This window comes from Pseudomonas sp. GP01-A4 (assembly GCF_058780865.1).
This window is the reverse complement of record NZ_JBYSWF010000112.1, coordinates 1-14,228: the sequence shown is the minus strand read 5'-3', so window position 1 is coordinate 14,228 and position 14,228 is coordinate 1. Positions and strand designations below refer to the sequence as shown.

Below are 14,228 nucleotides of genomic sequence, written 5' to 3'. Positions count from 1 at the left end.
ACCCCAAACTCCACGATCCCCATCCAGCCCAACCGCGCCATTAACCAGCCGCTGACTGTCGCCCCCACCGCACCGCCAAAAAACGTCGCCGTCATGTACAAACTATTGATGCGGCCCTGGGCTTTCGGGTCCACTGCAAACGCCCGGGTCTGGTTGGAAACCAGGCCCGACTGCACGCCGATATCCAGCACGATCACCCCCAGCACCAGCAAGATAATCGAAGTCTCGGCACCCGCCAGCAGCAGGAACGCCAAGGTCACAATCCCGATACTCGCCCCAATCACCTTGCGCGAACCCAGCCTGTCGGAAGCCCGCCCACCGAGCGACGCCGCCAACGCACCCGCCGCACCGATAATCCCGAAGCCACCGGCCCAGGCACTGCCCAATTGCCATGGCCCATGAGCCAACAGTGCTGCCAGATTCACCCAAAACGCATTGAAGCAAGCCCACAACAACGCCTGCACCATCATTGATTGGCGAATCGGGCTGTTGTCGCGCATCAGCGGCCACAGCGAAGCCAGCAGGCGAGGGTAGGACAGGTTGGTGCTCGGCACGCCTTGTGGCAGCAGCCTGGCGGCACCGATCCACACCGGGATCATGAAGGCCGCCTCCATCGCGTACACCGCCCGCCAGCCATAAGCCTCACCGACTACGCCGGCGATCGTGCGCCCGAGCAGGATGCCGACCATGATCCCGCTGACCACCGTGCCCACATTGCGCCCGCGTTCGTGGGGCTGCGACATCACCGCCGCGAACGGCACCAGTTGCTGCGGTACACAGCTCACAATCCCCAAGCCGAAAGACGCCCCGATCAGCGCCCAGATGCCCGGTGAAAACGCTGCCGCCAGGGCGAAACAGAACGCCAGGGCAATCTGCCCCAGCACCAGCTTGCGGCGGTCAAAACGGTCGCCCATCGGCAGCAGCAACGCCAGCCCGGTAGCAAAACCCAGCAGGGCGGAACCGGCCACCAGATCCACGGTGGTCACGTCCACGCCCATGTCCGAAGCGATCAGCGGCAGGATCGGCTGGGTGCAGTAAATATTGGTAATCACCGCGCCGGCGATCACCGCCATCATGATGATCTTGCCGCGCGGCGCGACCGCAGGCGCTGTGGAAGGTTGGGATGTCATCGGCAGGCCACTCACGGCGCTCTCCTTCAATGCAGATCTCCGGGAAGGAGATGAGTGGCCAACGTTACGCACTCGCGCTTGGCAGGATAATCCCCTAGGATTTGGAATCATCCTTCCAGAATTTGATAGGTTGCCATGAACCGTCTTGAATCCATGTCCATCTTCGTTGCCGTGGTTGATGCAGGCAGCCTGACCGCTGCGGCGCGGCGCCTCGACATGCCGCTGGCCAGCGTCAGCCGCAAGGTGGCCGAGCTTGAGACACACCTGAAAACCCGCCTGCTGCACCGCACCACGCGCCAGCTGTCGTTGACCGATGCCGGCGCCTCTTACCTCGACGCGTGCCGGCGCATTCTTGAAGACATCAGCGAGGCCGAGCGCGCGGCCACTGGCGAATATTCCCAGCCCCGGGGCGAACTGGTGGTTACCGCGCCAGTGGTCTTCGGGCGGCTGCACATCGTGCCGGTGGTGGCGGAATTCCTCGCGCAGTACCCGGAGATCGACATCAACCTGATCCTCACCGACCGCGTCGTGCACCTGATGGAAGAACACTGCGACGTCGCGGTGCGCATTGGCGAGTTGCCCGACAGCTCGCTCAAGGCCATGCAGGTGGGCACGGTGCGGCGGGTGGTGTGCGCCAGCCCGGCATACCTGGCCGCTCGCGGCATACCCGCTGAGCCCCAGGACTTGGCGGGGCATGACTGCATCACCTTCGAAGTGCTGGCGTCCCAAGGGGCGTGGGGATTTGGCGCGGGTAAAACCGGGCTCTCGGTACCGGTGCATTCGCGGTTGTCGGTGAACACCGCAGAAGCGGCGATTGCGGCGGCGACGTTGGGGGTTGGGGTGATTCGGGTACTCTCGTATCAAGTGGCGGATGCGCTGCGGGAAGAGGCACTGGCGGTGTTGCTTGAAGCGTTTGAGTCGGCGCCATTGCCCATCAGTTTGGTGCATAAAGGACAGTCACCGTTGCCGCTGAAACTGCGCGCGTTTCTGGATTTTGTGATGCCGCGATTGCGCGTCCGCATCGCTCAATAACACCGGGCAGTTTGAACCTGATGAAAATCAAAATGTGGGAGCGGGCTTGCTCGCGAAAGCGGTGGATCAGTCACCCGATGTATTGACTGACCCTCTGCATTCGCGAGCAAGCCCGCTCCCACATTGGATTTATGTTGCCAGTTGGATTTCGGTTTTGATCAGGCCACCGGGCACTCTCGATCCAGCGCTCTATCCACCAACAACAATCCCAACTCCAGCAGTTGTTGCATCGCCAATACCAGGCTGCGGTCTTTGCCATCAATGTTTTCGGAAAGGTCCAACGCCATTGCATTGGCAGACTGGAGTGTTTCGTAGGCGTTGCTCAGCAGTGCTTCCGTTTCAACGTTGGCTGATACGGTGAACAGACTGAAGTGGTTTTTTTCATTGGTGGACGCTTTGGTTTCGGCGGGTTTCAGGTAGTGATCGATGGCCCGCTGGGCAGCGTCCTGAAGCTTGTTTTTTTCAGACTTGGAGCCAGACGTTTCTGGCGGATTGGGCGTGACCTTGTACATGCAATGACTCTCCATTCAGTGGGAGCTCACCACATCTGCGACCAAGCAGGTGGGTGGCGAGCTGTACGCAGGTTGGTCGACCAGGGAATGGAAACCCGGCAGGGCCAGGGCCCTCCCACGCACAGCTCGCCATAAAGCGAACACGATAATGCCGCTTGCGCGGCACTGTGCGCCATTCTAACCCGGGCGACCAAACCCGATCGCTGATGAGCAGCGACTTGGAGAGGCTAGCGGCGAGTTAAGGCTGCTGCAAGCCATAGAGATCGTAGGAAAAATCACCGATCTACCGGGATCTTGATTATTCCTGAAGCGATACTTCGGCAAGGCGCGGCTTTAGAAACTCTAGGGCATCTTTAAACACCTGATGCCACTCTTCTGACGGTTCGCTCGCCAGCGGGTGCCAGAAGAACTGGAACTCGTGGCCGCCATCATCCTCTGCAAAATGGGTCCAGGTATCTGGCAGGTCTTCAGGGATCAGGCATTGATGAAAGGCCCATGTATGCCCCGTGGACGCTGAGTGCCAAGTGCCCAGGTCACGTATCACCTTGCCGGTTATCCCGGCCTCTTCAAGCAACTCTCTAACTGCCGCAGCCTCGGTACTTTCGCCAGGCTCCAAGCTGCCCTTGACCAGTTGAAGACCTGCCAGTGGGTGTTTGAAGGCGAGGATTTCCAGGGATTGGCGGGTTCGCAGGATGACCGGACATGCCTTGTCTTTTCCCATCACGTTGTCCTTTTGCACATATTGGCGGCCAGCTATTGCACCACAGTCCGGCACATTTCCAATGCCGGGCGAAGACCTTGTGGCGGGGGAGCAAGCTCCCTCGCCACAGGTTAGGTATGGATCGTTCCCACGCTCTGCGTGGGAATGCATCCCGTGACGCTCGGCGTCACCACTGCGCAAGACTTCAATGGACGCAGAGCGTCCGAGGCGGCATTCCCACGCAGAGCGTGGGAACGATCAACGTCCTACAGCTACTTCCAACCTTTCATCAAACCTTCATCAAACGGTTTTACCCCAGTCATGTGCAAGTCATAGGGCTGACACAGCCCGCGCCTACTGTCGTTTGAACTCAAACGCAGCCACGGATGGCTGTTCAACCAGACAGAGAAGCCCATGACTCCAGCTATCCATGTCGATCATCTGAACAAGACCTTTGCGAAGAAATCCGCGCTGGTCGACCTCGAACTCACCGTTGCCACCGGTGAGATGGTCGCGCTGATTGGCGCTTCCGGCTCCGGCAAGTCCACCTTGCTGCGCCACCTCGCGGGCCTGGCCTGTTGCGACAAGAGCAACGGCGGCAGCGTCAAGGTGCTGGGCCGGGAAGTGCAGGCCAGCGGGCGGTTGAATGGCAAGGTGCGGCGCCTGCGCGCCGACATCGGCTACATCTTCCAGCAGTTCAACCTGGTCAACCGCCTGAGCGTGCTCGACAACGTACTGCTCGGTTGCCTGGGCCGCATGCCGCGCTGGCGCGGCAACCTCGGTTTGTTCAATGCCGAGGAAAAACAGTTCGCCATGGAATCCCTGGCCCGCGTCGGCCTGGCAGACCTGGCCAGCCAGCGCGCCTCCACCTTGTCCGGCGGCCAGCAGCAACGCGTGGCAATCGCCCGCGCTTTGACGCAACGCGCCGAAGTGATCCTGGCGGATGAACCCATCGCCTCCCTGGACCCGGAGTCGGCGCGCAAGGTCATGGAGATCCTCGCCGACATCAACGGCCGCGACGGCAAGACCGTGGTGGTCACCCTGCACCAGGTCGATTACGCCATGCGTTATTGCCCGCGAGCCGTGGCGCTCAAGGGCGGGCGGATTCACTTCGACGGCCAGGCCAGCGAGCTGAGCAGCCAGTTCCTCAACGATTTGTACGGTGCCGATGTCGACACCAGCCTGATGTTTTCCGACCAGACCCGCACACCCGTCGTCCCCGCACGGTTGGCCCTGGCCCGCGCTTGAAACCTTACTAACGACCCACAGGAATCCTCTCCATGTTGAACCGTATCGGTCATGTGTTTCTGTCTGCTGTGCTGCTTGCCAGCGTGGCCATGGGCACTGCCCAGGCCGCCGACAAGGCGATCAATTTCGGCATCATGTCCACCGAGTCTTCGCAGAACCTCAAGAGCATCTGGCAGCCCTTCCTGGATGACATGCACAAGAAGACCGGCCTCACCATCAACGCCACCTTCGCTTCCGACTACGCCGGCCTGATCCAGGGCATGCGCTTCAACAAAGTCGACGTGGCCTGGCTGGGCAACAAGGCCGCGATGGAAGCGGTGGACCGTTCCAACGGCGAAATCTTCGCCCAGACCGCCGCCGCCAACGGGGCTGCCGGTTACTGGAGCGTGCTGATCGTGCGCAAGGACAGCCCGATCAACAACGTCGATGACATGCTCAAGAACGCCAAGAACCTGACCTTCGGCAACGGTGACCCGAACTCCACTTCGGGCTACCTGGTACCCGGCTACTACGTGTTCGCCAAGAACCACGTCGACGCCGCCACCGCCTTCAAGCGCACCCTCAACTCCAGCCATGAAGTCAACGCATTGAGCGTGGCCAAGGGGCAGTTGGACGTCGCCACCTTCAACACCGAAAGCTGGGACCGCCTGGAAGTCACCCAGCCGGACAAGGCCGCCATGCTCAAGGTGATCTGGAAGTCGCCGCTGATCCCGGCCGACCCGATGGTGTGGAGCAAGGCCCTGAGCGACAGCGAGAAGACCAAGATCCGCGACTTCTTCGCCAACTACGGTGACACCGACGAAGAGAAGGCCGTGCTGAAGAACATGCAACTGGGCAAGTTCCTCAAGTCCAGCGACGACCAGCTGTTGCCGATCCGCCAACTGGAGCTGTTCAAGCAGCGCACCACCATCAGCGCCGACGACAAGCTGGAAGCGGCTGACAAGGCCAGGAAGCTCGCCGACATCGACGCCGACCTGGCCAAGCTGCAAGAGCGCATCACCGAACTGGACAAGAAGACCGCAGCCAACGGCTAACCCCCTGTAGGAATCGGGTTCATGTGGGAGCGGGCTTGCTCGCGAATACGGCGTGTCATTCAACGCATCCGGCGACTGAGTCACCGCATTCGCGAGCAAGCCCGCTCCCACATTAAGCCCGGTTCCAACCCTACACCGAGAGTGACCCATGACTACCTTGCATGCTGAAGCAGTGGGCAAAAGGACTTGGCCGCAATACCTGGGCTGGGGCCTGTTCCTGGTCCTGCTGGCCTGGGCCTGGCACGGCGCCGAGATGAACCCGCTGGCGCTGTACCGCGACTCCGGAAACATGGCGACCTTCGCCGCCGACTTCTTCCCGCCGGACTTCCACGAATGGCGCTCCTACCTCAAGGAGATGATCGTCACCGTGCAAATCGCCCTCTGGGGCACGGTGCTGGCGATCGTCTGCTCGGTGCCCCTGGGCATCCTGTGCGCCGACAACATCACCCCATGGTGGATTCACCAGCCGCTGCGCCGGGTGATGGATGCCTTCCGTTCGATCAACGAAATGGTGTTCGCGATGTTGTTCGTGGTCGCCGTCGGCCTCGGTCCTTTTGCCGGTGTCCTGGCCTTGTGGATCAGCACCACCGGAGTCCTCGCCAAGCTGTTTGCCGAAGCCGTCGAAGCCATCGACCCGGGCCCCGTTGAAGGTGTGCGAGCCACCGGCGCCAGTGCCTTGCAGGAAGTGATCTACGGCGTGATCCCGCAAGTGATGCCGCTGTGGGTGTCCTACGCGCTCTACCGCTTCGAGGCCAACGTGCGCTCGGCGACGGTGGTGGGGATGGTCGGTGCCGGCGGGATCGGCGTGATCCTCTGGGAGAACATTCGCGCCTTCCAGTTCGTGCAGACCTGCGCGGTGCTGCTGGTGATCATCGTGGTGGTGAGCTGTATCGACGTGCTGTCCCAACGCCTGCGCAAGCAGTTCATCTGACGACGGAGGGGTGCCCCTGGGCGCTTTTTTTTAAGCATGCAGTTGTCTAGACAAGATGAGCCGGTGTACCGCGAACTCGCTGACATCCTGCGCCGCGAACTGAGCAGCTACCAGGCCGGTGAATTCCTGCCGGGCGAGGTGCAACTGGCTGAACGCTTCGGCGTCAACCGCCACACCCTGCGCCGCGCCATCGACGAGCTGGTGTTCGAAGGCAGCCTGTTGCGCCGCCAGGGCAAGGGCACCCAGGTGCTGGACCGCCCGCTGATTTACCCGATGGGCGCCGAGACCTCCTACAGCCAGTCCTTGTCGGCCCAAGGCGTGGGCGTGGAAGCGATGCTGCTCAAGCGCCGCTACTGCTTTGCCAGCCGCGAAGAGGCCCAGCAACTGGGCATCGCCGAGATGGCGCCGATGATCGAGCTGCAAACCCTGCGCAAGCTCGACCACCAGCCGGTCAGCCTGATCCGCCACCGTTACTGCGCCAGCCATGCGCCGCTGCTGGCGGACTACAACGGCGGCTCGCTGCGCCACTACCTGCGTGAGCGCGACATGCCGTTGACCCGTACCCAAAGCCTGATCGGCGCGCGTTTGCCCAACCGCGACGAAGCCGCACTGCTGATGATGCCCCGGCACTTGCCGGCGCTCACCGTATTCACCCTTTCCCGCGATCGCGACGGCCGCCCGGTGGAGCTGGCGCAGTCCACCAGCCGTTCGGATCGCTTCCAGTACCAAGTGGTGACCTGATGGAGACCCCGATGAACCTGTCCCCGCGTCAACACTGGATCGGCGTGCTCGCCCGCGCCTTTCGCAGTGAATTGCTGCCCCATGAAGACGCCCTGCGCGACGTGGATTACCAACTGATCCGCGCCCCGGAAATCGGCATGACCCTGGTGCGTGGCCGCATGGGCGGCAATGGCGCGCCGTTCAACCTCGGCGAAATGAGCGTGACCCGCTGCGTGGTGCGCCTGGCAGACGGGCGCACCGGCTACAGCTACCTGGCCGGGCGCGACAAGGTCCACGCCGAACTGGCGGCCCTGGCGGATGCGCATTTGCAGGGTGCACACCCGAGCCCCTGGCTCAGCGACCTGATCGGCGCACTGGCCAACGCCCAGGCCGAGCGCCGGGCGCAAAAAGAGGCCGACACCGCCGCCACCAAGGTCGAGTTCTTCACCCTGGTTCGAGGAGAAAACTGATGAATGCCCAACGCTTGCAACCGGCCTTTGCAGACCCGGTGCTGGATGCCCAGCGCGGTTTTCGCGGGGCCCTCAAGGCGCTCGCCGAGCCCGGCCTGATCCAGTCCTTGCCCGCGGCCCCCAGCCTTGAAGGTCTGGCGCCGGCCACCTACGCGCTGTGCCTCGCGCTGCTGGATATGGACACGCCGCTGTGGCTGGCGCCGTGCTTCGACACGCCGCTGATCCGCGCCAACCTGGCCTTCCACTGCGGCTGCCCGCTGACCGCCAACCGGGAAGAGGCCGCGTTCGCCTTGCTCGGTGAGCAGGACTTGCTCGACCTCAGCGGCTTCGACCACGGCAATGACCGCTACCCGGATCAGTCCTGCACCTTGCTGGTCCAGTTGACCGACCTGGAAGCCGGTCGCGCCTTGAACTGGCGCGGTCCGGGGATCAAGACCCAGCGTCAGGTCAACCTGCCGGTGCCTCAAGCATTCTGGCTGGAACGTCAACGCCGCGAGACGTTTCCCCGTGGCCTGGACGTGTTGTTCGCCGCCGGCCATCACCTGATCGGCCTGCCACGCAGCACCCGAATTGCACAGGAGCATGCCTGATGTACGTAGCCGTCAAGGGTGGCGAACAGGCCATCGACAATGCCCACCGCCTGCTGGCGAAAAAACGCCGGGGCGATACTTCCATTGCGGAACTGAGCGTGGAGCAGATCCGCGAGCAACTGCCGCTGGCGGTCGCGCGAGTGATGAGCGAAGGCTCGCTGTACGACACGGAGTTGGCTGCACTGGCGATCAAGCAAGCGGCGGGGGATCTGGTGGAAGCGATCTTCCTGCTGCGGGCCTACCGCACCACGTTGCCGCGCTTCAGCCCGAGCCTGCCGATCGACACCACGCAGATGTCCCTGAGCCGGCGTTTGTCGGCCACCTTCAAGGACGTGCCGGGCGGGCAACTGCTGGGCCCGACCTTCGACTACACCCACCGCCTGCTGGACTTCGCACTGCTGGCCGAAGGTGAATACCCGGGCCCGCAAACCACGCCGGATGCTGCCCTTGAACCATGCCCTCGGGTTCTCGGCTTGCTGGCCAAGGAAGGGCTGATCAAGAACGAATCCGACGACACCGGCAGCGTCGCCGACATCACCCGCGACCCGCTGGAATACCCGGCCAACCGCGCCCAGCGCCTGCAAGCCCTGGCCCGTGGCGACGAAGGTTTCCTGCTGGCACTGGGTTACTCGACCCAACGTGGTTACGGCCGCAACCACCCGTTCGCCGGCGAGATTCGCATCGGCGATGTGGAGGTGTGGATCGACCCGGAAGAGCTGGGTTTCCCGATTTGCCTGGGCAGCATCGAAGTCACCGAGTGCGAGATGGTCAACCAATTCGTCGGCTCGGCCACCGAGCTGGCGCAGTTCACCCGGGGCTACGGCCTGGCATTCGGGCATGCCGAACGCAAGGCGATGGGCATGGCCCTGGTGGACCGCTCGCTGCGGGCCAATGAGTTCAACGAAGAGATCGTCTCGCCGGCCCAGCAGGAAGAATTCGTGCTGTCCCACTGCGACAACGTCGAGGCGGCGGGCTTCGTTTCCCACCTCAAATTGCCTCACTACGTGGACTTCCAGTCCGAGCTGGAACTGATCCGCAAACTGCGCCAACCGGCCGAGGGCACCCGCCATGAATGACCTGACTCAAGCGCCTGCGCGTGACCCGGCGTACAACTTCGCCTACCTCGACGAGCAGACCAAACGCATGATCCGCCGCGCCTTGCTCAAGGCCGTGGCGATCCCCGGTTACCAGGTGCCGTTCGGTGGCCGCGAGATGCCGCTGCCTTACGGTTGGGGCACCGGCGGCATGCAACTGACCGCCGCGATCCTGGGGGCTGACGACGTGCTCAAGGTGATCGACCAGGGCGCCGACGACACCACCAACGCCGTGTCGATCCGCCGCTTTTTCGCCCGTACGGCGGGCGTCGCCACCACCGAAAGCACCCCGGACGCCACGGTGATCCAGACCCGCCACCGCATCCCGGAAACCCCGTTGCAGGCCGACCAGATCATGGTCTACCAGGTGCCGATCCCGGAGCCGCTGCGTTTTATCGAACCGTCGGAAACCGAGACCCGCACCATGCACGCCCTGAATGACTACGGGGTGATGCACGTAAAGCTCTACGAGGACATCGCCACCTTCGGCCATATCGCCACCAGCTACGCCTACCCGGTGATGGTGGATGAGCGCTACGTGATGGACCCCTCGCCAATCCCGAAATTCGACAACCCGAAACTCGGCATGAGCCCGGCGCTGATGCTGTTCGGTGCCGGTCGCGAAAAGCGCCTCTACGCGGTGCCGCCGTACACCCAGGTCACCAGCCTCGACTTTGAAGACCATCCGTTCGAAGTGCAGAAGTGGGAACACACCTGCGCGATCTGCGGCAGCCATGAATCGTTCCTCGATGAGCTGATTCTCGACGACGCCGGTACCCAGAGTTTTGTGTGTTCCGACACCTGGTATTGCGCCCAACGGGTCAAGGAGAACAACCAGTGAGCCAGCCTCTTTTGCAAGTGCGTGACCTGTCGTTGTTGTACGGGGAAGAGAAGGGCTGCCAGGACGTCAGCTTCGATTTGTACCCCGGTGAAGTGTTGGGGATTGTTGGTGAGTCGGGCTCAGGCAAGTCCACCTTGCTCTCGCTGCTCAGCGGGCGTCTGCCACCGCAGGCGGGCCACATCGGCTATCGCGGCAAGGACGGTGAATGGCTGGATCTGTACAGCGCCAGCGAAGCCGAACGCCGCACCTTGCTGCGCACCGAATGGGGCTTTGTCGAGCAAAACCCACGGGACGGTTTGCGCATGGGGGTCTCTGCCGGCGCCAATATCGGCGAGCGCCTGATGGCCCAGGGCGTGCGCAACTATGAGCAACTGCGTGGCGCCGGCCTCGACTGGCTGGGCCAGGTGGAAATCGACCCGCAGCGTATCGACGACTTGCCCCGGACCTTCTCCGGCGGCATGCAACAACGCCTGCAAATCGCCCGCAACCTGGTCTCCAGTCCACGCCTTGTGTTTATGGACGAACCCACCGGCGGCCTGGACGTGTCGGTACAGGCGCGCTTGCTCGACCTGTTGCGCGGCCTCGTTCGCGAGCTGGATCTGGCGGTGGTGATCGTCACCCACGACCTCGCCGTGGCGCGCCTGCTGGCCGACCGCCTGATGGTGATGCGCCGCTCGCGCGTGGTGGAAACCGGGCTGACGGACCAGATCCTCGACGATCCACAGCACCCTTACTCTCAACTGCTGGTGTCTTCGGTATTGCAACCATGATGAACGCCTTGATCGAGGTCCGTGACCTCTCGAAAACCTTCACCTTGCACCAGCAGAACGGCGTGGTGCTGAACGTGCTGCGCGGGGTGGATTTCAGTGTGAAAGGCGGTGAGTGCCTGGTGCTGCATGGCCAGTCCGGCGCCGGTAAAAGCACGTTGCTGCGCACCCTGTACGGTAACTATCTGCCGGCGGGCGGCAGCATCCGGGTACAGCACCTTGGCGAATGGCTGGAGCTGGTTGGTGCCGAGCCGCGTGAGGTGTTGCAGGTGCGCCAGCAGACCCTGGGCTACGTCAGCCAGTTTCTGCGGGTGATCCCGCGGGTGGCCTGCCTGGATGTGGTGATGGAGCCTGCCCTGGCCCGTGGCTGGTCGAAGGCCAATGCACAGTCGCGCGCCGAGCATCTGCTGACCCGCCTGAATATCCCGCAACGCCTGTGGCAGCTGGCACCCGGTACGTTCTCCGGCGGCGAGCAACAGCGGGTCAACATCGCCCGCGGCTTCATGGTGGATTGGCCGGTGATGCTGCTGGACGAACCCACCGCGTCCCTCGACGACAGCAACCGCCAGGTGGTGCTGGAACTGATGAACGAAGCCAAGGCTGCTGGCGCGGCCTTGATCGGCATCTTCCACGACCGTGCCGCCCGTGAAGCGGTCGCCGACCGCCATTTCGACATGACCCCCGCGCCTGTTGCCCAAGAGGAATACGCCCATGCCCGCTGAACAGATCCTCAGTAATGCCCGGCTGGTGACGGCTGATCGCATGTTCCTTGGCAGCGTCGTGCTGCGTGACGGGCTGATCGTCGACATCGCCGAAGGCCGCAGCCAACTGCCCCAGGCCCAGGACCTTGACGGGGATTTCCTGTTGCCGGGCCTGGTGGAACTGCACACCGACAACCTGGAAAAACACATGACCCCGCGCCCCGGCGTGGACTGGCCGTCGACCTCGGCGGTGCTCAGCCATGATGCGCAGATCATCGCGGCCGGCATCACCACGGTGTTCGACGCGGTGTCCATCGGCGACGTAAACCCCAAGGGCAACCGCATGCAGAAACTGCCGGCGATGCTCAATGCCATCGCGGCGGCAGAAAGCGCCGGCCTGACCCGCGCCGAACACCACCTGCACCTGCGGTGCGAGCTGTGCCACCCCGACACCCTGAGCGTGTTCCGCGACCTGGTGGAAAACCCGTTGGTGCAGTTGGTGTCAGTGATGGACCACTCGCCGGGCCAGCGCCAGTTCGTGCTTGAATCCAAGTACCGTGAGTACTACATGGGCAAGTACCACCTGAACGACGAGACCATGGACGCGTTCATCAAGCTGCAAATGGCCAACTCCAGGGAGTACAGCGACCGCTACCGCGCCGCGATCGTCGAGCATTGCCTGGAACGCGGCCTGTCGGTGGCCAGCCATGACGATGCGACGTTGGCGCATGTGGAGGAGTCGGCGCGCTATGGCATGACCATCGCCGAATTCCCCACCACCCTGGAAGCGGCGCGTGGCTGCCGGCAACTGAACATGAAAGTTCTGATGGGCGCGCCGAACGTGGTGCGTGGCGGGTCCCACTCGGGTAATGTGGCCGCCGCCGGCCTGGCCGCCGAAGGATTGCTGGATATACTTTCCAGTGACTACTACCCGGCCAGCCTGTTGCAGGCGGCGTTTGTGCTGGCCGATCAACAGGACGGCGGCGACCTTTCTCGGGCGGTCAGGATGATCAGCCTGGCGCCCGCGCACGCGGCGGGCCTGAGTGATCGCGGCGAAATCGCTATCGGTCTGCGGGCCGACCTGGTGCAAGCCAAAAAAAGCCGCGACGGACTGCCCGTGGTCCAACAAGTGTGGCGACAAGCGAAGAGGGTGTTTTGATGGCAGGCAGGTTGATCTATCTCATCGGACCATCGGGTTCGGGCAAGGACAGCCTGCTGGATGCCGCACGACCGCGTCTGGCCGAGCGTGGTTGCCGCATTGTGCGGCGGGTCATCACCCGCTCGGCGGAAGCGGTGGGCGAAGCGGCGCAGGGTGTGAGCCCGGCGCAGTTTGCCGCAATGGAGGCCGAGGGCGCATTTGCCCTCAGCTGGCACGCCAACGGGTTGTCCTATGGCATCCCGCGGGAAATCGATGAGTGGCTGGCGGCGGGGCACGATGTGCTGGTCAACGGCTCCCGCGGCCACCTGGCGCAAACCCGGCTGCGTTACCCGAACCTGCTGGTGGTGCTGCTGACGGTAGACCAAGGGGTGTTGCGCCAGCGCTTGCTGGCGCGGGGTCGCGAATCCCTGGCGGATATTGATCTGCGCCTGGCGCGCAATGCGCGATTCGCCGAGGGATTGAGCGCTGCTGCAGACGTGTTCCTGCTCGACAATTCCGGCCAACTGGAACACACGGTCGAGCGCTTGCTGGGCTGCCTAGACGGGCAACCTGCATGCGCCTGACACTGCTGGGCACCGGCGATGCGCGGCAAGTGCCGGTGTATGGCTGTGAGTGCGCCGCCTGTGGCCTGGCCCGCCATGACCAGAGCCTGCGCCGCCGCCCATGCAGCGCATTGATCGAGTGTGGCGACCAGCGTTGGTTGATCGACAGCGGGTTGCCCGACCTCACCGAACGCTTCCCGCCCCGCAGTTTCAACGGGATTCTCCAGACCCACTACCACGCCGATCACGCCCAAGGCCTGCTGCATTTGCGTTGGGGCCAGGGGCTGGTGATTCCGGTGCATGGTCCGGTGGATCCGGAAGGGTTGTCCGACCTGTACAAACACCCCGGCATCCTCGATTTCAGCCAGCCGTTTGCCGAGTTTGAAACCCGCCGGTTGGGTGAACTGAGCGTCACCGCGTTACCGCTGCTGCATTCTAAGCCCACCCTGGGGTATCTGCTGGAAGGTGAAGGGCGGCGCATTGCCTACCTTACCGACACCGTCGGCCTGCCACCCGCCACCCGCGATTGGCTGCAACGCGAGCCGCTGGATGTGCTGGTACTCGATTGCTCCATGCCGCCGCAACCGCAGGCACCGCGCAATCACAATGACCTGACGCTGGCGTTGCAATGTATTGAAGAGGTGGGTGCGCAGTTGGGGGTGCTGACCCATGTGGGGCATACGCTGGATGCGTGGTTGTTGCAGCATCGGCGGGAGCTGCCGCGGCATGTGACGGTGGGCTGGGATGGGCGGGTGAT

General features: G+C 63.2%; 17 protein-coding genes. 14 read left to right on the top strand and 3 right to left on the bottom strand.

The features are described from left to right. Positions 1-1,130, bottom strand: a 1,130-nt coding sequence (locus AC3WKX_RS32980) for an MFS transporter (protein ID WP_102665799.1), incomplete at its 3' end; no start/stop codon positions are given. A 135-nt stretch (positions 1,131-1,265) separates the two neighbouring features. On the opposite strand from AC3WKX_RS32980, the gene AC3WKX_RS32975 reads away from it, so the two are divergent. Then, positions 1,266-2,162, top strand: a complete 897-nt coding sequence (locus AC3WKX_RS32975) for a LysR family transcriptional regulator (RefSeq protein WP_173883021.1) — start codon at positions 1,266-1,268, stop codon at positions 2,160-2,162. A gap of 158 nt (positions 2,163-2,320) precedes the next feature. Here AC3WKX_RS32975 and AC3WKX_RS32970 read toward each other — a convergent pair whose 3' ends face one another. After that, positions 2,321-2,674 (bottom strand): DUF6124 family protein, encoded by a 354-nt coding sequence (locus AC3WKX_RS32970; protein ID WP_087694315.1) that lies wholly within the window; start codon positions 2,672-2,674, stop codon positions 2,321-2,323. 298 nt (positions 2,675-2,972) lie between these two features. Beyond that, positions 2,973-3,395 carry an NUDIX hydrolase gene (locus tag AC3WKX_RS32965; protein ID WP_102604693.1) on the bottom strand — a complete coding sequence of 141 codons (423 nt, stop codon included), beginning with the start codon at positions 3,393-3,395 and terminating at the stop codon, positions 2,973-2,975. Between the two features lie 393 nt (positions 3,396-3,788). On the opposite strand from AC3WKX_RS32965, the gene phnC reads away from it, so the two are divergent. The 13 genes from phnC to phnP all read left to right on the top strand — a co-directional run. After that, positions 3,789-4,622: a phosphonate ABC transporter ATP-binding protein gene (phnC, locus tag AC3WKX_RS32960; RefSeq protein WP_003210623.1), complete on the top strand. Its 834-nt coding sequence runs from the start codon at positions 3,789-3,791 to the stop codon at positions 4,620-4,622. 32 nt (positions 4,623-4,654) lie between these two features. Further along, positions 4,655-5,656: a phosphonate ABC transporter substrate-binding protein gene (gene phnD, locus AC3WKX_RS32955; protein ID WP_003210622.1), complete on the top strand. Its 1,002-nt coding sequence runs from the start codon at positions 4,655-4,657 to the stop codon at positions 5,654-5,656. A 148-nt stretch (positions 5,657-5,804) separates the two neighbouring features. After that, on the top strand, positions 5,805-6,587 hold the full coding sequence (phnE, locus tag AC3WKX_RS32950) for a phosphonate ABC transporter, permease protein PhnE (RefSeq protein WP_033897602.1): 783 nt from the start codon (positions 5,805-5,807) through the stop codon (positions 6,585-6,587). 36 nt (positions 6,588-6,623) lie between these two features. Then, the gene (gene phnF / locus AC3WKX_RS32945; RefSeq protein ID WP_023659262.1) at positions 6,624-7,328 is read left to right on the top strand and encodes a phosphonate metabolism transcriptional regulator PhnF; all 705 of its coding nucleotides are present in this window, start codon (positions 6,624-6,626) and stop codon (positions 7,326-7,328) included. 11 nt (positions 7,329-7,339) lie between these two features. Then, a complete protein-coding gene (gene phnG, locus AC3WKX_RS32940) occupies positions 7,340-7,777 on the top strand; it encodes a phosphonate C-P lyase system protein PhnG (RefSeq protein WP_003210619.1) in 438 nt (145 codons plus the stop codon). Further along, on the top strand, positions 7,777-8,367 hold the full coding sequence (gene phnH / locus AC3WKX_RS32935) for a phosphonate C-P lyase system protein PhnH (protein WP_102604694.1): 591 nt from the start codon (positions 7,777-7,779) through the stop codon (positions 8,365-8,367). The genes phnG and phnH overlap by 1 nt, the downstream gene beginning before the upstream one ends. Continuing rightward, the gene (locus tag AC3WKX_RS32930; protein WP_102604695.1) at positions 8,367-9,443 is read left to right on the top strand and encodes a carbon-phosphorus lyase complex subunit; all 1,077 of its coding nucleotides are present in this window, start codon (positions 8,367-8,369) and stop codon (positions 9,441-9,443) included. Before phnH ends, AC3WKX_RS32930 begins: the two co-directional genes overlap by 1 nt. Further along, complete coding sequence (locus AC3WKX_RS32925; protein ID WP_102604696.1) at positions 9,436-10,302, top strand: alpha-D-ribose 1-methylphosphonate 5-phosphate C-P-lyase PhnJ; 867 nt, start codon at positions 9,436-9,438, stop codon at positions 10,300-10,302. Before AC3WKX_RS32930 ends, AC3WKX_RS32925 begins: the two co-directional genes overlap by 8 nt. Beyond that, positions 10,263-11,072 (top strand): phosphonate C-P lyase system protein PhnK, encoded by an 810-nt coding sequence (gene phnK, locus AC3WKX_RS32920; RefSeq protein ID WP_085984643.1) that lies wholly within the window; start codon positions 10,263-10,265, stop codon positions 11,070-11,072. Before AC3WKX_RS32925 ends, phnK begins: the two co-directional genes overlap by 40 nt. Further along, positions 11,072-11,791: a phosphonate C-P lyase system protein PhnL gene (gene phnL, locus AC3WKX_RS32915; protein ID WP_102604697.1), complete on the top strand. Its 720-nt coding sequence runs from the start codon at positions 11,072-11,074 to the stop codon at positions 11,789-11,791. Before phnK ends, phnL begins: the two co-directional genes overlap by 1 nt. Next, positions 11,781-12,929, top strand: a complete 1,149-nt coding sequence (locus AC3WKX_RS32910; protein ID WP_102604698.1) for an alpha-D-ribose 1-methylphosphonate 5-triphosphate diphosphatase — start codon at positions 11,781-11,783, stop codon at positions 12,927-12,929. The genes phnL and AC3WKX_RS32910 overlap by 11 nt, the downstream gene beginning before the upstream one ends. Next, entirely contained in the window at positions 12,929-13,492 is a 564-nt protein-coding gene (gene phnN, locus AC3WKX_RS32905) for a phosphonate metabolism protein/1,5-bisphosphokinase (PRPP-forming) PhnN (RefSeq protein WP_087694466.1), read from the top strand. The genes AC3WKX_RS32910 and phnN overlap by 1 nt, the downstream gene beginning before the upstream one ends. Next, the coding region (phnP, locus tag AC3WKX_RS32900) for a phosphonate metabolism protein PhnP (RefSeq protein ID WP_102665798.1) at positions 13,483-14,228 on the top strand (746 nt) is incomplete at its 3' end. The genes phnN and phnP, both read left to right, overlap by 10 nt.